The sequence below is a fragment of the Lactobacillus juensis genome (assembly GCF_036246285.1).
GTDB classification, from domain to species: Bacteria; Bacillota; Bacilli; order Lactobacillales; family Lactobacillaceae; genus Lactobacillus; species Lactobacillus juensis.
In genome coordinates this window covers 155,922-174,052 of record NZ_BTTS01000002.1, presented here as the reverse complement: position 1 = coordinate 174,052, position 18,131 = coordinate 155,922, and the positions used below count along the sequence as shown (strand labels likewise).

Genomic DNA, 18,131 nt, shown 5'->3' with positions numbered 1-18,131 from the left:
AATGAAATATTTAAAAGCATATGGTCCGCTAATCATTTTAGTGTTGTTAATAGATACAGTTTCTGAAATGATTAGTACCCAAGTATTTAAAATCGGCAAAATTGAAATCTCTATCTTACCTCTAGTGTTTGCGGTAATTATTGCTATTTTAGTTTATTTAATCCCAGCAAAGCCTATTAAAAAACTTTACAATGATAAGCGGGTGAAATTTGCCGGTAAATACATGATTCTTATCATGTTGCCTTTAATGGCACGCTATGGTGCTAATGTGGCTCCTAAAATCAATGAAATTATTTCTGTTGGTTGGGTTTTTCTGGTCCACGAATTAGGTAATTTAGGGACGATTATCTTCGGGTTACCTGTAGCACTACTACTTGGCTTAAGAGAAGAAGCTATAGGTTCAACCTTAGGCTTAGGCCGTGAAGGTGAACTAGCATATATTAGTGAAAAATACACGCTAAATTCCCCTGAAGGTCGTGGCGTACTTGGAATTTATTTAATTGGTACCATTTTTGGTTCAATTATCTTTTCAATCCTTGCTCCACTTCTTCTAGGCATGGGCTTTAACTATAAAGCTGTTGCAATGAGTGCCGGTGTTGGTTCTAGTTCAATGATGACTGCAGCTTCATCGTCTTTAGCAGCTTTGGTACCAAAACACAGTGACACTATTTTGTCCTTTGCCGCGGCCAGTCAATTGCTAACTAGTTTTATTGGCACTTATATCATGTACTTCCTAGCAGTGCCTCTGCAAAGATTCATGTACACACACATCACCAGCCTACTAGACAAAAAGAAAGAAGTTTATCCAGATCATGACTAAAGAAAACAATTTATATGAATTATTTAAAGATGCAGTCATTCTTTTACTTAGTGTTAGCTTAGTATTATTTGTTCAATGGGTTAAATTAATTAGAAATCCCAAAAGCACACCAATTACTACTGACACATTCATTGGTTTAGGTATGTTATGGCTTTTTTCACTACTAGGCATAGTTATCAGTATGCTGATGAAAAAAGTACCTTGGAAAATCATTCAGGGCTTCCCTATTCTAGGCTGGGTTTCAATTGTTTCTCTAATTTTTTGTTTGCTTAGTCCCTACTGTGTTCGTGTTATTAATGCTGTAGACTTCCTTTCACTAACAACCTCTGTTCTAGCATTTGCTGGAATATCAGTTACCCACCGTTTGAAAGAATTGACTAAAATAAGCTGGAAGATTTTAATCGTCGCAATTTTTGTTTTCTTTGGTATGTACTTTATGGACACCTTAATCTCACAAATTGCCCTTAATCTTAGTTAAAAGTAGTTTTTAAAAAGCCAAAAGTCGCGATAACTTTAATTAGTTTAAACGGCTTTTTATTTTTGCTTATATATCATTTAATAAAAATTGGAAGAAAAGCCATTTACATATTCCATTTTACAAAGATAACTGCAATCCTTAATTTTTAACTACAGATTTAAATCAAATTTTTAATGTTATTTCCTAGTTTGGCAATATTTCCCGGGAAATACAACACAATCGCCTACTTTAACTATTTTGTTCATTGCTTTCCCAGTTCCACATGAAACAATATAATTTTTAGAAACATATATTTTCAACATCTGTAAGGAATTAAAAATACTATAAATATTTTTGATCCGCTTAAAATTTTTAGACAATAAAAAGACAACTATGATAATTACCATAATTGCCTTTTTAAAGCTCTCAAGCTAAATAATCTGTCAGTCCCACCTTTAACCGTTCTAAGCCATTTTTAACCATTGTTAAAGGACAAGCAAGATTCATACGCAAAAAGTTATGACCATTTCCACGATAAATGCTTCCAGGTGATAAAACCAGACCGGTTGTTTTTTCTAAGAATTCCGCTAATTTTTGCGAATCGCTACTAATTTGACTTATATCAAGCCAAATTAAGTATGTTGCTGCGCCTGCAACTACCTTAACTTGTGGAAGGTTCTTATTAATGAACTCTTCAGCATAAGTGAAATTAACATTTAACTGCTTAATCAATGCCTCTAGCCAGTTGTGACCATGTTCATAGGCAGCAATTGTTCCAGGAATAGCCAGCAAATTTGGTTCAGCTACCTCATCGCTATTAAGACCGCGATTAACCATAGCGCGCAAATTACTATTTGGCACAATCGCTGTTGCTGCGTGTAGTGCAGCAACGTTAAAAGTTTTACTAGGTGAAACTAATGAAACAACGTTTTCGCATGCAGGATTATTCACTGAAAAAGCTGGGGTATAGTCTGGGCCCTTGCGCACCAAGTCGCCATGAATTTCATCAGATAAAAGAACTACATGATGCTGATAGCATAAATCTGCAATTCTTTGCACTTCTTTTTGAGTCCATACCTTACCAATGGGATTATGAGGATTACAAAAAATCATTAGTGTTGTCAAAGGTAAGGCTAATTTCTGTTCGAGATCATTCCAGTTGATTGCATAATTTTCACCATCAAATTGCAAGTCATTGGATAAAACATGTCGGCCATTATTTTCAATTGAATTGTAGAAAACATTATATACAGGAGCTTGAACTAAAACGTTATCGCCAATGTGGGAAACTCGCCGTACAATTGCAGAAATAGTTGGTACCACCCCTGTAGTAAAAATCATCCATTCCTGCTGAGGCCGATGACCATGTTCTTTTTCATACCAGTCAGCCACTGTTTTAAAATAATCATCTGCAGGCCACTCGTAGCCAAAAACACCGCGATCAACTTTCCTTTTCATTGCGGCAATTATTTCGGGTGCTGTTTTAAAATCCATATCAGCAATTGACATTGGCAAATCGCCCTTTTTGACATGCCATTTGACTGAATCTGTATTTCTTCTATCTGGCGCATTAACAAAATCATACTTATCCATTATTTCTAATCCTTCGGTTTCTGATTTTCATCTGAATGATTAACTTTCGCATCAATTTTAGCACAATCAATTTCAGTTTCACTAGGAGTGATTTTTTGAGGATCTAAAATTAATTTACCAATTGCAGGAGCAGAAATTTTACCAGAAATTGGATTTTTCACACTGTCAATTTTGCTTGAAATTGCAGCATTAATATTAGAAACATATTCAAATGCTAAATCAGTATGAATTAAACTGGTATTTTTCAATTCCAGATGGTCGATGTAATTAAGCCCCTGGTCGCTTTCAATTTTACAATTGATAAACTTGATATTTTGTCCGTTCCATGCCAAATATTCACCATCTATTATCGAATCATACACAGTAACATTTTGACAATTCCAAAAAGCATCTTTAGAAATAAAAGTGGAGTGATGTACTTCAATATTTTTAGCTCCGTCAAAAGCATAATTACCAATAACACTAACGTGGTCAAGATAGATGTTTTGACTGTCTTTACCAAAATAGTCACCGTTAACTTGACTATTGGTAATTCTGATATCTTTGCAGGTCCACATCGTTTCTGCAGCATTAGCAAAATGAACATTGTCTAAGACTATTTTTTCTGCTCTCCTAAATAATTTTGGAGCCTGCAAAGCCGAATTTTTAATAGAAATATTTTTGGTATACCATATACCACTGCGAGCCATAGTTTCAAATACAGTATTATCCACATTAATGTCCCTGTCATACCATAATGGATATTTCCATTTAAAGATAGAATCCTTGATATCAATTTTACTGGCTTCCTTAAGTGGCGACTCACCTTCACCAAAAGTAATTCCTGCCAGTTGTGAATTTTTTAGCCCAAAAAGAATTCTTTCACCTTCAAAAAAATGATTTTTGATAATATTCATTCCGATCTCTTTTCTCTTTTGTATTTTTGAAATTTTTAATTTTTGTATTATTACCAAGAAAAACCCTAATTCTTTATTATCCTCTGAAAAGCTTCCAACTTAAAATGCTATTTGATTAGGTTCCTTTATTACAAATAGTTATAACAAGCATATCGTTGTCTACATAGGTATTTTATCATTTAGTTAAAAACTCATTGTATATTTATAAGCTATATGATAAGGTTATTAAATAATTATTACGTTTATTATCAAATTCAAATCAAATATTATTGCTATCTATGTAGAAAGGCCATCTAATATGGAAGACATTAACTATAGTAAAAATTACCTACTTGGAGGAGCAATTGCGTGTTCTCAAGCAGATGGAGGCTTTCAAGAAGGAGGCAAAGGGATTTCTACACAAGATTTACGCTATCTAGATCCTAGCTGGACACCTGAGCAAATTGAAGATAAGCACCAAAATAATCCTTTTTCAAAAGAAGAATTTGATCAAGCTTTAAAAGATCAGGGAACAAAATATTATCCCCTCAGAAGAGGTATTGATTTCTATCATCACTATAAAGAAGATATAAAAATGCTGGCGGAAATGGGATTGCAAATTTTTCGTACTTCTATTAGTTGGTCAAGAATTTTCCCTAATGGTGACGATCAAGAACCTAATGAGGAAGGAATTAAATATTACCGTAATATGTTTACTGAGTGTAAAAAATACGGCATAAAAGTTTTCGCCACAATGATTCACTATGACATCCCCGTTAATTTGGTCATAAAATATGGCGGCTGGAAAAACAGAAAAATTATTTCATTTTTCGAAAAATATGTAACTGTTTTATATAAAAGATTAGATGATTTAGTAGATTACTGGTTGCCATTCAATGAAATAAACGCTGCTAAGTTTTCCCCTTGGGATGGAGTTTGCTTAATACCTGGTACAGAAAAGAACATGGATCAAGAGATTTTCCAATGCCTACATCACCAGTTTTTATGCAGTGCAAGAGCAGTGCAACTAGGACGCGAGCTTGTGCCCGGAAAACTAATTGGCGGTATGATTGCCCGTTTCACTACTTACCCAGCTACTTCAAAGCCGGAAGACAATTTGCAAGCCATCCAAGATGACCAGTATTCAAATTGGTTTTACTTAGATGTTTTAGCAAGGGGCTACTATCCAGAATACATGAAGCGTTATTTTGATAAAATAAACGTTCATATTCACTTCGAACCTGGTGACAAAGAATTGTTAAAAGACGGAACTGTTGGCTTTGTTTCCTTTTCATACTATTTTTCACAAGTTTCAACTAATGACGCTAATTGGGAGCAAACTGCAGGCAATCTGATTATGACTAAGAAAAACCCTTATTTAAAGGAATCCGAGTGGGGTTGGCAAATCGATCCTATTGGCTTAAGGTTCACTCTTAACCAAATATATGATCGCTATCACCTACCAATTATTGTTGCAGAAAATGGTATTGGTGCCCATGACGAATTGACTTCAGATCACAAAGTACACGATGATTACCGCATCGCATATCTTAGTGCCCATATAGATCAATTAGATGAAGCTGTAAAAGATGGTGTAAATTTAATTGCTTACACTATGTGGGGCATAATCGATATCGTTTCTTGCGGTCCGTTAACCATGGATAAACGATATGGCATAATCTATGTCGATTTAGATAATGGTGGCAAAGGTACAGGAAAAAGATACAAAAAGGACTCACTTTACTGGTATAAGAACAAGATTGAAGAACATATCAAAAATTAGTCTCGTTAGTACCAGAAAGGAAAAATTATTATGGAAAAGAAGGAGTTAGCAAAGAGTATAATTAATTATCTTGGCGGAAAAAATAACATCAATAACTATTGGCATTGTGTTACCAGGCTTAGGTTTACAATCAAAGATGCTAGTAAAGCAAAATTAGAAAAAATTGATAACTTACAAGGTGTCCTTGGAACTACTATCAAGAGCAATCAATATCAAATAGTAATTGGTCCAAACGTGGATTCAGTTTTTGCAGAAATTGAAAAAATTATGGGTCCCCAGCAAAATGATAATAGTCAAGATCAAGGCAAACACAAGTTTAAAATTAGTGGAAAAGTAATTCTAGATGTCATTTCAGGTGTTTTCCAACCAATTTTACCGGCATTAGTTGCAGGAGGTATGCTAAAGGGAATTTTGGCAATAGTTCTAGCAATTTCACCAGGACTCGAAAAAAACACCACGATGGCCCTATTTAATTTAATCGCTGATGTTCCTTTTTACTTTTTACCATTCTTACTGGCAATTTCATCAGCACGCAAATTTAAATTAAATGAATTTCTTGGCATCTGTATGGCTGGTGCATTGCTTTATCCTACATTTGTTGCCAAAGTAGCAAGTGGACATTCGGGGTTAACGCTATTTGGCTTAAATATTCCAGTCTTTAACTACGCCACTTCTGTTTTTCCAGTTATTTTAGGCGTGGGATTAATGGCCATTATTTATCACTTTGTTGATCGCTTTATACCTGACGTATTAAAACTGGTGGTTGTTCCCGCCATAACTTTAATTACTGCCGTCCCAATTGCAATGTGGATTTTGGCACCACTAGGAGCATACGGTGGGCAATATCTAGCTGACGGTATAGTATGGTTATTCCATAAAGCTGGATTGTTAGCAGGATTTTTATTAGGATTTTTCATGCCATTAATCGTTTTAACGGGTATGCATCAATCAACGTCTCCAATTCAAATTCAGAACATCGCTACACTAGGTTATGACTATTTATTACCAGTCTCTTTTGTACACAATATGGCTGAATCTGGAGCAGCCTTTGGCACTTCTTTAAGAATGAAAAATAAAGAATTGCGTGCCGCAGGATTATCTACCAGTTTCTCTGCTTTTATAGGCATTTCTGAGCCTGCTCTTTATACAGTTAATGTGGTTCATAAAAGTTCCATGCTGGCAGCAATGTGTGGTTCCGGAGTTGGGGGCATGTTAACCGTTTTACTTGGTATTAAGTGCTATGCATTTGTAATGCCCGGCATCACTTCTCTGCCTGTTTATGTCAAGGCGGGTCAAGGCTTTTCCAATGTTTTGTTAATGATTATATGCTTAATAGCAGCTTTCTTAACTAGTGCTCTAGTTGCAGTTATTTTAGGTGGAAAAGTTGCTCAAAAAGGTGAAACAAAATCCAGCTCACCACAAAGCATGACTTTTTCTACTCCTGCTGCCGGAATTGTAATTCCATTGGAAGATGTAGCTGATTCGGTTTTTGCCAACAAAAGTATGGGTGAAGGTTTTGCAGTTAAGCCTTCTAAAGGCAGCATTTATGCTCCAGTTTCAGGTAAAGTCACTATGTTGGCAGAAACAAAGCATGGTATCGGTATCACTACAAATAATGGACTAGAAGTTTTAATACATTTAGGAATTGATACAGTTGAACTAAATGGTAATCCTTTTAAGCTTTTTATTAAAAAAGGTGATGAAGTCGCTTCCGGTCAAAAAATTGCATTCATGGATATTAAGCAAGTTAAAGACAGTGGCAAAGATCCAACTGTCATTGTGGTAATCACAAATTCAAAAGACAAGGTTAAGAATGTTAAATACACACTGCCAAATAAATCTGCCGCAGATTTCGACGAGATAATGTCTGTGCAATTATAGAATTAAGAATTTAATATACACCAAAAACGTGATTCTGTTTTTATAGCAGGATCACGCTTTTTAATTTGCTATTTATAATTGATAGAGAATTAATCAATTTTCTGCAATAAAATGATACATATCGCCAGATTGGACAAATTTAACTGGTATTTCTGAACTTTTAATAGCTTGTGGCAACCATTTCTCCATGTAGCGCATCCCTGCCTCTTCTGTGTTGAAGTGTCCAATTTGAACAATTGTCTTATTTAATCCCAACATGTTACTGTCCCTAATGTACTCTGCCAACGTAAAATCAATCATTTCCATCGTTAATATACAATCAATTTTTTCTTTATTAATTAAGTTAATAGTTTCATTGGCATTACCTAGATTGTGAAATGGAATAATAGCTTTTCTTACGGGAGTGTCAGGTGACCCTTCAATTCGGCAACCATTTAAGTTCAACTTAGTTACCAAATGATGTGAAATACTTCTTGCTGTGGTGCCTACAGGAAAATCAAAGTAGAATGGAATGCCATTAAAGTTTTTCATAAACTTTGTCCAACCAAGTTCTTGAGCATAGCCATAGAAAATACCATCTGCCCAACCATCAGGACTTTCACTAGTCGGAATACCTGAATGAAGATGGTCATGATCTCTTCTCACCACGATTTTATATTGATCTAGTAGCCCTTTCTTTTTTGCGAAAGTTTCATTGTGATTTTTTTTGAGCCAGTCTGTATGATCGCCATGATTCCAAAACATTGCCTCATGACAAATAATTAGATTAGCTCCGATTTGATGAGCTTTCTTAATTACTGCTACACTAGGCCAACAAGTTGTTACAATGCCAGTACATTCGTCATCTAGGTGGGTTTGACCATAAAGAATTTTATCCCTATTACTATCATGTCCCAGTTTAGTTAGCTTTCCGGTCGTTTCTAAGCCTTCAAATTCTTTGACATCTATTTCACCCCTCTCATATTGAATTAAATTATCTATTATATTTGCAATTTTCATTAGTTTATACCATCCCATTTATTCATCTTGTGAGCTATTTTCTACTTGCTTTAAATGAATAACTAAATAAAGACGCTCACTGCTATTTAATTTATAATCCATTTCCTGGAAAAAGTAATCTTGTATTTTTTTTAGAGTTCCTTTTAATTCTGGAGACTGTTTTAAAAAAGAATCTAAAATCTGTTTATTATCTTGAGACTTATCATTTAAATATGTATTATTGGTTTGAATTTGTGAAATCAAAAATCTTAGGTGAACCGTAAGCCTCTCAAGTGCTGTAGGCTTAGCAGGATAGCCTAAATCCCTGATAATAATTTGCAATATTTTACTCAAATGCAGTGTAACGTAATTTTTATTTGTCTGCTGTTCCTCATTGATAGGGCTAATTTCATTTTCAACAAAGTGAATTGCAATTAAACTAGTTTCACCAGATGCTAATTTAACATTAAAAGTGGCATTGATTCTTTTAACACTTTCTTTAGCCTCCTCATACTCAAGGGGATAAACATTTTTGACACTAGTCAAAGATGAAATATTGTTATTACTATTCCTTTTAACAGCAAAATAGATATGATCGGCTAAACTAATAATCAAAAATTGATTAAACTTTGTTCCCAGTTTTTTCTCTGCATGATCAACAATATTCTTTGCTACTGCTAAATATTCAAGTGGTACATTTTCCAGTAAATTTGATAATGAATTAAGCCATCCTGGATCCTTGATATTTTTTATAAAAGTCTGAACACCTTTGCCCTTAGTAATTTGATCACCAGGTTGTTTTTTGAAGCCAATACCTTTACCAAAAAGAATAGCTTGTTGATGATTTTTGACATTAACCAGAACAACATTATTATTAAAGGCTTTTACTACTTCCATAACTTTATTTCCTATTCATCATCTGATTCATTTTCACTGTTATATTCATTCATATATACAATCTGATTTTTAGCTTGAGCTATTAGCTCTTGAATTTTTTGCTTTTTTAACTGCTTACTCGAATCAAGAGTAATGGATAATACTAAAGCCAAATTAACACCTGTAATCACATTAATATTTTCATTTTTGATCAATTGTGAACAATTTTGATTGACGCTGCCACCCAATAAATCGGTTAACAAAAATACTTGATCTTGCTCACTAAAACTACTTATTAATTTTGTGAGTTCCTGGACTGGAAATTCATTTTTTCCATCTTCATAAGCACAAAGATAATGGATATTTTTAATATCACCCGCAAAAAATTTAACCGTTTCAGCCATACCTTTTGCTAAAGTTTTATGTGAAATAATTACTATTTGTTTCATATTAAGCCTTTAAAATTCCTAATGCAGCACCAACCATGGCAATAACAATTACCATTAAAATTAATGTGGTCATTTTACGTCCTTTTTTCAGCATCCAATATAGTAAAGCCGTCAATAATACTGGTAATAATCCTGGCATTAATTGGTCTAAAACATGTTGTCCAGTGAGTGTCACACCAGCCTGACTAAACTTCAATGCTAATTGAAAATTTATTGTGGAAGGAACAATTGCACCGATTACGGCAATTCCTAATACTGAAACAGCATCTGTTAATGCAGAAAGTTTATCACTCATATTGGTCATTAAAGCAGTTCCAGAGTCATAGCCAACATTATATAAGAATGAACGTAAGAAAAAGAATAAAATATAAACGGCTAAGTATATCCACATGCCAACACTGTTACCATGCTTACCCATTGAAGCGGCAATGGCACCCAACACAGTTGGAAACAGTACCCAAATTAAAGTATCACCGATACCTGAAAAGGGTCCCATTAAAGCAGTCTTTAAATCCTGAACTGCTTGCAAAGATTTGGTTTTGCCTTTTTCTTCAATTGCTAAAGTTGCTCCTGTGATAATCGGAGACATCCATGGATTGCAATTATAAAATTTAAATTGATTATCAATAGAAGCCTGTAAACCATCCGGATCATCTTGATAAATTTTACTAAGTGCTGGGAACAGTTCCCAAACCAAAGTCGCTGCAAAGCCGCTATCGTAGTTATAAGTACTAATCGCTAGATAATGTCTTCTCATAGCTCTCCAAATATCTTTTTTGGTTAAAATTCTACCTTCCTTTTTGGTTTCAATTTCTTTATTCATCTTCCATATCCTCCTGTGTCAACCCATTTGCGTTAGTAACTGAATTATTATTGTTATTAGTTTTTGCATAATTCATAAAAGTTGGAATCGCACCTGCAGCACCAATTAATGCTACCCCCAAAATTGGCATCTTCAGATATGCAGTTAGTGCAAAACCAACTAAAAGCCAGTAGCCATATTTTTTAAGTGGCATATAAGTTAAAAGCATAGCCATACCAACTGCTGGTAACATACCTCCGGCAACATTCAGTCCAACCGTAAACCAGGCTGGCATGAAGTTTAAAATACTCGTAACAACGGTTTTACCAAATAGTACTGCTATAAATACAGGTACTGCTGATTCTAAAGGCATTAATGTAGTCATAACTGGGATGAGGAGACGCATTTTACGGTATTGTCTTTTATCAGCAAGTTCATGAGCTTTATTGGTAATAAACGAATTCAAAATTTTGAATAAAACATCCAATTGAATACAAATCATCCCTACAGGGACTCCCAGTGCTAGCCCAGCAGCCATTCCTTTTCCTGTACCAATTGCAACTGCTGTTGAGATTATTGCAGCTACTGCATAATCAGGTGTAGAACTGCCTCCCAAAGCTGCTACACCCAATGACATTAACTGAATAGTTGCACCAACAACCAGTCCCATTTGAAAATCTCCTAGTATTGCGCCAACAACACAAGACCAAAACATATAATTATATCCTGTTATTTGAGTAGTCTGATGATCCAGCCTTTGAATATAAGCTATTACAGTAATTAAAATTATCTGCCAAATTGTAAAACCCATAATTATGCCCCTGCTTTCTTACTTTTTAAAACTTTTGCTACATCAACACTGTCATCCTGGGGAACATATTGAGAGACAATTTTGCAGCCTCTATCAAGAATTGCTTGATAAGTATCAATCTGTTCAGGCTTAATGTATGCTCTCTTGGTCACTTTAATTGCATTATCAAAAGTTAATGTTCCACCCAAAACTAACTTGTTAATTTTTTCCCCCTGCTTTAACAAATCGAGAAAAACTTCAGGTGTTTGCGAAATGATAAAAACCTTTTGACGATCATACTTGTGATTACTAAAATTTTCTAGAGCAGTCTTCTTTGTGATAATTGACACTGCCATACTAGATGGTCTTCCCAGTCTCATTGCCTGCTTTTTTTGTGGGTCATTAGCCACGTCATCATCTATTACCATCACTCTTGTAGCACCAGAGTCTGGTGCCCAACTAGTTGCAACAATACCATGAAGTAACCTGTTATCAATTCTTGCTCCTATAATTGCCATATTTTTTCCTCCTAAAAACAAAAAACCAAAATAAAGATTCATGATATACTTTGCAAATATATCATCATCAGTATTTTGGTTTCGCCAGTTTCTAAACTGTTACGATCCTTTATTCACTTATACTTATTATATTATCAGCTTGCCTTTAATCATGCAAGCGCTTTTTTATTATTTTAGCTATTTCAATACACATATCTTCAGCCTGTGGTTCTGTACCAAAAAAGTTTAAACTACCATGATCACATCCCATATATTTGATAACATTTATGTCGACATTGTGTTGTAAAGCCTGTTTGATAAACTCTTCCGCTACTAACGTAATCAAGTCGTATTGGTTCAAAATAAAAGTAAGCGGTGGAATCTTACTCCAATCCCTAATATTGAAAAGATCAACTATTTCATCTCTGGGATCTATTTGATAATGTAAATAATTACTTTCAAAGCTAGTTAAAGAATTTAACATTCGGCAAACCCGGTTTTTGGCAAACTTTTCATCTTCGGGACAAACATCAAATTTATCCCAATCGTAGTATGGTTTCATATCATTGTCTATAGCTGGATATAATTCTATAGCCCGTGAAATAATTGAAGTGTCTTTCATTATAACAATACAAGAATTGATTAATCCACTTCCGGCACTGTCACCAGCTAGAACCAGCTTTTCATTATGCGATCCAAGTCTTTCATGGCTACATGTTGCCCATTTAATGATACCTAATGCATCATTAATTGCTGCAGGATAAGGATTTTCTGGAGCTAAACGATAATGTGGAAAGACAACAGTTGTTTGCGCCTGCTCAGCAATATACTTCATCTGCTTGCCAAATTCTTCAATTTTACCAGTCATATAAGCTCCGCCATGAAAATAAACTAAAATTGGATTATCATGGTTTGCATTTTTGGCTTTGAAAATAAAAGTGTCAATGTAATGGTCATTATTAATTTCAACTAATTGCTCTTCTTCCACTACTTTACTAGTTGTTAGATCATAAGTAACATTTTCTGGACGATTACGGTCAAAATTAAGTGAAAAAGGTTTAGATCCTATGCCTTCATCCATCTTTTTTTGAATAACCTTTTTAACATGAGGATCTACTATATTGAATCTCGTTTCTCCTTTTTGACCAGGCACTGGTTTCACGATTTCTCTAATTCCGTTAATAGTTTTTTCAAAGGTTTTCGTTTGTAATTCAGTTATTAAAGATTGCGAGTATTGCCTTTTTTCCATCTTAGTCTCCCTTTTTGCATAAAAAAACCGAAAAAGCATACACTTATTGTATACTTCTTCGGTTTCGCCAGTTTTTAAGCTGTTACGATCCTAACTAATTTTCAAAATTATATTAACATACTTTTTTTGGTTTGGAAAGCGCTTGCTAAAAAATTATTCAGAGCAATGACTTAACTCCTAATAATACCAGCAAGACACCAATTGTTGGTTTCATGTAGCGTGTGATTTTTGTTTTAGCTAGAATTTGGGCAAGTCTAGGTGCAATAACAGCGCCAATGATAGCACCGATCATCAAGGGCAAACCAGCAGTCCAATCTACTCGCCCATCAGCAATGTGAAAAATCGCACCCGTGATAGTCATAAAAACCAGAACATAAGTTGAAGTTGCAGTAGCTTGAAAATCTTGTAATCCCAGCAAAAATAAACCGCCAATAATAACAGCGCCACCACTCATGCCGGCAACGCCAACCATTAAGCCACCTAAAATACCATACATCCCCGCTTCTAGCCTGGCATATTGCGTTTTTTTAACAGTTGCGGCGGTTTGCGTTTTCTTCTTGAGTAGCATATTAATGCCAAGAACTACCAAAACGATTCCTATCAGCCATTTATAAATTTGGGCAGGAATATATTTTGAGAGTAATGCGCCTATTATCACAGCAGGAATTGCCGTCATTAACATTTGATTGCCTATTTTAGTATTTATTTGTTTTTGATGATAATAGCTAATTGCACCAATAATTAATGAAGGCAAAGCTGTCACTAAGGAAGTTGAAGATGCTGTTGCCGCATTCAGGCCAAATAAACCGGTCAAAATTGCCAGGTAAATGGCTGCTCCACCACCGCCAAAAAGAATAACGAAGGTTCCTATTATCAACCCTATTAGTCCCAACAAAAAAATTTTCATGATATTTGACCTTCTTAATTTTTATAATATTATATGGTATAGTTACAATATGTAATTATAATTTACATATTGTAAAAGTCAAATAAGTAAGGAGCTTAAAATGCCACGTCAAATTTTGTCTAAGGAAATAATTATTAAAAAAAGCATTGAGTTAATTGAAGATAGCAAAGAAAATAATTTTGCGGCTATTGCCAGAAAGCTTGGCACTCAATCGCAAGCTCTATACAATTATTTTCCCAATCAAATAGCACTAAACTACGCTATAGTTGCTTGGACGGTTGAATTGCTAGCAAATCAATTACGCCAAGATTTGTTTGGCAAAGCTGGCCTGACAGCGATTATTGATTTTGCAATGGCATTTCGCGAAACAGCACTGAAACATTTTCCCTTAACTCAATTTGTTTTAAAAATGCCACGCACTAATAAGTACCCAGAAGTTAATAGCGCTTTTGCTGAGTTAAAAACCATTTTTAATCAGATAATAGGAACGAAATTTACAGATCCTCAAAAGCGGTTATTGGCAAGCAGGTGCATTAGAGATTTGGCAATAGGAGATATTGTCAATGTGGGAACAGGTTGGTTTGCGGATAAATCGTTATCAGCTGATAAAAGCTTTCGTAAACTGCTGAAACAAAGTCTGCATCAGCTTGCAGAATAACTTATCGTAAAACAGCACTTTACTGATAAAGAATAGTGGCAATTTATTTTGAACAAAAAAAACGAGTCCTAAGACTCGCCTTTTATGTTCCCAATTTATAACTTAATCCAATGTTTGGACCCAGCCTTCTGGGCCTTTCTTGTTACCATACTGAATATCAACCAGTTCGTTATAAAGTTTCTTAGTAACTGGACCAGTTTCTGTTTCACTATAGATGACATGCTTTTTACCCTCGTAGGTAATGGAACCTACAGGAGAAATTACAGCAGCTGTACCCATCGCACCAGCTTCTTTCATGTTGAACGCTTCTTCCAAGGTAATCTGGCGTTCAACTGGGTTTAGACCTTGCCACTTAGCGACTTCCAAAAGTGAACGCTTAGTAATAGAAACCAAAATCGATTGTGATTTTGGCGTGACAAACTGTCCTTCTTGGGTAATGCCGTAGAAGTTAGCACCACCAAATTCGTCAATATATTTATGTTCGCGTGGATCCAAGTAAAGACTATCGGCAAAACCGTTTTTATGTGCTTCAACTGTCGGAAGCAAACTGCTGGCATAGTTACCGGCTGTCTTTGCTTGACCGGTACCAGCATATGCGGCACGGTCGTATTCACTAACAACGTAATCTGCAGGGTTCAATCCTTTAATGTATGCGCCAACTGGAACCGCAAAAATGCGGAATGTATATTCGCTGGCTGCTTCAACGCCTAAAACTTTAGTTGTTCCCACCATAAGTGGTCTTAAATAAAGAGTTGCGCCACTATCATATGGTGGTACAAATTCCTCGTTAGCTTTAACAACCTGCTTTACGGCATCAACAAATCTATCTTCAGGAAATGGTGGCATGGCTAACCGCTTTGCTGAAAGAGTAAAGCGGTGAGCGTTTTGATCAGGTCTAAAGAGATTGATCTTACCATCTTTTCTACGGTAAGCCTTCAGTCCTTCAAAAACTTCCTGACCATAATGCAGTACTTCTGCACCTTCGGAAAAGGTCATTGATGAATCTTCGGTCAGTTTCCCTTCCTGCCATTCTCCATCTTTATATTTCGCCTCATATCGATAAGGCAGATCACGATACTTAAATCCCAGATTTTTCCAATCTAGGTCTTCTACTCTTTGTTTCATTTGATTGTCCCCTATAACAAAACTACAAAAGCTAAAAAACAATTTTTAGCTTTTTAATAATAATTTAATTGCTACCTAATTTAAACCATATTTTTGTTGATGTCAATAGTAAAATTGCAATAATCTTAATAAAATAATATAAATTTCCACTAATAAAACAGAAATGCAAATTTATTATGATATATAAGGTTTCACATGAAACAATTACAAGCAAAAAAAAGGAATCATCTGTGATATGATCCCTTTTTGAAATTAGTCTTGTTTGGTTTTATCGTTATTTTCAGTTTTTTCTTTTGGTTTAATGTCTAAAATTGCAGCATCATTTAAGTAAACATGCTTGTCATCTGCCGTAAATTTGACTTCTTTGGTGTCAGGCTCTTTCATCAATAATTTAGCAATCGGTGTTTCCAAGTCTTGCTCAACTACTCTACGTAAAGGTCTTGCACCAAATTTCTTATCATAACCTTTTTCAGCCAGATAAGCTTTAGCCTCATCAGATACTTCAACTTTCACATTCTTTTTAGCTAAAACATGTGCCATTTTACTTAAGTAAATGTCAATAATTTTATTCATATCACCTTTAGTTAAGGAGTTAAACGGCACGATCGCATCAAGTCTATTTAAAAATTCCGGTCTGAAGTAGGTTTCCAAAGCTTTGATTAATTTATCATGATCTACTTTACCGTCTTTTAGCAATTGGTCAGAATAACCCGCATTAGAAGTCATGATTAAAATTGTATCCTTGAAGGAAACAGTCCTGCCTTGAGCATCAGTTAAACGACCATCATCCATGATCTGAAGCAAGGCATTAAATACTTGCGGATTTGCTTTTTCAATTTCATCGAACAAAATTAAACTGTATGGTTGGTGACGAACTTTTTCAGTCAATTGGCCGCCCTCACCATAGCCAACGTAACCTGGAGCAGAACCAATTAGTTTGTTCACTGCCATCTGATCTTGATATTCTGACATATCAAGTCTAATAAGATGATTTTCACCACCAAACAATTGAATGGCCAATTGTTTAGCTAATTCTGTCTTACCTACACCAGTAGGTCCGGTTAATAAGAACGTACCTGTAGGACGATCATTGTCTTTAAAAACTTGTTTACGGGCAATTGCGTCAGTAATGACGTCAACCGCATTATCCTGATCAATAACTACTTTCTTTAATTTTTCAGCCAAGTCAAGATTCTTTTGTCCTGCACTTGCGTGCAGTTCACTCATTGGAATTTTGGTCTTAGCTTCAATTAAAGCATAGATATCTTTATCAGTAACATGAGGAGTAGCAGCAGCATCTACGTGATCAGCTTGATTACGTAAATCTTCAATCTGCTTTTTCAACTCGCTTGCTTTACTGTAATCTTCTTTTTTCGCAGCTGCTTCTTTCTCATCTTCCAGTTTCTTAATCTTTTTCTTTAAAGTTGCCTCATCACTAGGAAGCGTGTCAAGGCCTTTTTTAGCACCAGCTTCATCCATTAAATCAATAGCTTTGTCAGGTAAATAACGTCCCTGAATGTAGCGCTGTGATAATTCAACAGCCAGCTTTAAAGCACTGTCATTGTATTTTACATGATGGAAAGCTTCGTACTTATCTTTGAGACCCTCCAAAATTTTGACAGTCACTGCCGCAGATGGTTCTGGAACTTGCACTGGTTGAAATCTACGTGCCAGTGCCGCATCATTCTCAATTCTGCGGTATTCACTTGTAGTCGTTGCACCTATTAAGTTCAAGTCACCACTAGCTAAAGCCGGCTTCAAAATATTAGCGGCATCACCGTTGTTATTTTCAGAGTCAGTTGACCCTGCTCCGACAATATTATGTAATTCATCAATAAATAAGATAATATTAGGATTTTTCTTAGCTTCGTCAATCACTTTTTTCAGGCGCTCTTCAAAGCTACCACGCAAGCTTGACCCGGCAACCATATCATTAATGTTGATTGCAATAATATGTTTATCCTTCATTTTATCTGGCACATCGCCTGCAGCAATTTTTTGTGCTAATCCTTCTACAATGGCAGTTTTACCTACACCTGCTGGTCCAACTAAAACTGGATTGTTCTTTTTGCGCCGACTTAGAATCTCTATAACTTCCTGAATTTGTTCATCACGCCCAATTACAGGATCGTATTTATTCTTCTTAGCCTGCTCAACCAGATCAACGCCAATTGGCTTTTGTCCTTGCTTTTGCCCCATTTGTCCGTTTTGATTTAAGTCTTGCGGTGAAATATTCATGCTGCTTGAGTAATGAATAGGAATAGCACCACCATTATCATTAGTATTATTAAAGAAAGAATTGTTTAATTCGTTAAATAAATCGTCAAAATCATTATCAAAATATGCCATATGTAAACACCCCTTTGATAGGTTATAAATTTGTAATTAGCA

At 35.2% G+C, this 18,131-nt stretch carries 17 protein-coding genes; 5 read left to right on the top strand and 12 right to left on the bottom strand.

Annotated elements, in window-relative coordinates; translation table 11 throughout:
* Position 1 precedes the first annotated feature (1 nt).
* On the top strand, positions 2-820 hold the full coding sequence (locus tag AAA926_RS05125) for a DUF3100 domain-containing protein (RefSeq protein WP_034978475.1): 819 nt from the start codon (positions 2-4) through the stop codon (positions 818-820).
* Positions 813-1,298 carry a hypothetical protein gene (locus tag AAA926_RS05120; protein ID WP_045928807.1) on the top strand — a complete coding sequence of 162 codons (486 nt, stop codon included), beginning with the start codon at positions 813-815 and terminating at the stop codon, positions 1,296-1,298. Before AAA926_RS05125 ends, AAA926_RS05120 begins: the two co-directional genes overlap by 8 nt.
* 405 nt (positions 1,299-1,703) lie before the next feature.
* Here the strand turns inward: AAA926_RS05120 and AAA926_RS05115 are convergent, their stop codons facing one another.
* On the bottom strand, positions 1,704-2,870 hold the full coding sequence (locus AAA926_RS05115) for a MalY/PatB family protein (RefSeq protein WP_198180638.1): 1,167 nt from the start codon (positions 2,868-2,870) through the stop codon (positions 1,704-1,706).
* Positions 2,871-2,875: 5 nt separating this feature from the next.
* On the bottom strand, positions 2,876-3,766 hold the full coding sequence (locus AAA926_RS05110) for a DUF3737 family protein (protein ID WP_198180639.1): 891 nt from the start codon (positions 3,764-3,766) through the stop codon (positions 2,876-2,878).
* A gap of 298 nt (positions 3,767-4,064) precedes the next feature.
* On the opposite strand from AAA926_RS05110, the gene AAA926_RS05105 reads away from it, so the two are divergent.
* Positions 4,065-5,528 (top strand): glycoside hydrolase family 1 protein, encoded by a 1,464-nt coding sequence (locus tag AAA926_RS05105; RefSeq protein WP_338212006.1) that lies wholly within the window; start codon positions 4,065-4,067, stop codon positions 5,526-5,528.
* Between the two features lie 30 nt (positions 5,529-5,558).
* Complete coding sequence (locus tag AAA926_RS05100) at positions 5,559-7,409, top strand: glucose PTS transporter subunit IIA (protein WP_198180641.1); 1,851 nt, start codon at positions 5,559-5,561, stop codon at positions 7,407-7,409.
* Between the two features lie 93 nt (positions 7,410-7,502).
* On the opposite strand, the gene AAA926_RS05095 is transcribed toward AAA926_RS05100, so the two are convergent.
* From AAA926_RS05095 to AAA926_RS05060, 8 genes are all read right to left on the bottom strand, one after another.
* Positions 7,503-8,408: a Nif3-like dinuclear metal center hexameric protein gene (locus AAA926_RS05095; protein WP_198180642.1), complete on the bottom strand. Its 906-nt coding sequence runs from the start codon at positions 8,406-8,408 to the stop codon at positions 7,503-7,505.
* An 18-nt stretch (positions 8,409-8,426) separates the two neighbouring features.
* Positions 8,427-9,284: a PRD domain-containing protein gene (locus AAA926_RS05090; RefSeq protein WP_198180643.1), complete on the bottom strand. Its 858-nt coding sequence runs from the start codon at positions 9,282-9,284 to the stop codon at positions 8,427-8,429.
* 11 nt (positions 9,285-9,295) lie between these two features.
* On the bottom strand, positions 9,296-9,712 hold the full coding sequence (locus AAA926_RS05085) for a PTS sugar transporter subunit IIA (RefSeq protein ID WP_198180644.1): 417 nt from the start codon (positions 9,710-9,712) through the stop codon (positions 9,296-9,298).
* A 1-nt stretch (position 9,713) separates the two neighbouring features.
* Entirely contained in the window at positions 9,714-10,535 is an 822-nt protein-coding gene (locus AAA926_RS05080) for a PTS system mannose/fructose/sorbose family transporter subunit IID (RefSeq protein WP_198180645.1), read from the bottom strand.
* Positions 10,528-11,325 (bottom strand): PTS mannose/fructose/sorbose/N-acetylgalactosamine transporter subunit IIC, encoded by a 798-nt coding sequence (locus AAA926_RS05075; protein WP_198180646.1) that lies wholly within the window; start codon positions 11,323-11,325, stop codon positions 10,528-10,530. The genes AAA926_RS05080 and AAA926_RS05075 overlap by 8 nt, the downstream gene beginning before the upstream one ends.
* Before the next feature lie 2 nt (positions 11,326-11,327).
* Entirely contained in the window at positions 11,328-11,822 is a 495-nt protein-coding gene (locus AAA926_RS05070; RefSeq protein WP_198180647.1) for a PTS sugar transporter subunit IIB, read from the bottom strand.
* A gap of 145 nt (positions 11,823-11,967) precedes the next feature.
* Positions 11,968-13,050 (bottom strand): alpha/beta hydrolase, encoded by a 1,083-nt coding sequence (locus AAA926_RS05065; protein WP_198180648.1) that lies wholly within the window; start codon positions 13,048-13,050, stop codon positions 11,968-11,970.
* 157 nt (positions 13,051-13,207) lie between these two features.
* A complete protein-coding gene (locus AAA926_RS05060; protein ID WP_198180649.1) occupies positions 13,208-13,957 on the bottom strand; it encodes a sulfite exporter TauE/SafE family protein in 750 nt (249 codons plus the stop codon).
* 100 nt (positions 13,958-14,057) lie between these two features.
* On the opposite strand from AAA926_RS05060, the gene AAA926_RS05055 reads away from it, so the two are divergent.
* A complete protein-coding gene (locus tag AAA926_RS05055) occupies positions 14,058-14,615 on the top strand; it encodes a TetR/AcrR family transcriptional regulator (RefSeq protein WP_198180650.1) in 558 nt (185 codons plus the stop codon).
* A 102-nt stretch (positions 14,616-14,717) separates the two neighbouring features.
* On the opposite strand, the gene AAA926_RS05050 is transcribed toward AAA926_RS05055, so the two are convergent.
* Positions 14,718-15,740, bottom strand: a complete 1,023-nt coding sequence (locus AAA926_RS05050) for a branched-chain amino acid aminotransferase (protein ID WP_198180651.1) — start codon at positions 15,738-15,740, stop codon at positions 14,718-14,720.
* A 252-nt stretch (positions 15,741-15,992) separates the two neighbouring features.
* Positions 15,993-18,089: an ATP-dependent Clp protease ATP-binding subunit gene (locus tag AAA926_RS05045; RefSeq protein ID WP_198180652.1), complete on the bottom strand. Its 2,097-nt coding sequence runs from the start codon at positions 18,087-18,089 to the stop codon at positions 15,993-15,995.
* Positions 18,090-18,131 lie beyond the last annotated feature (42 nt).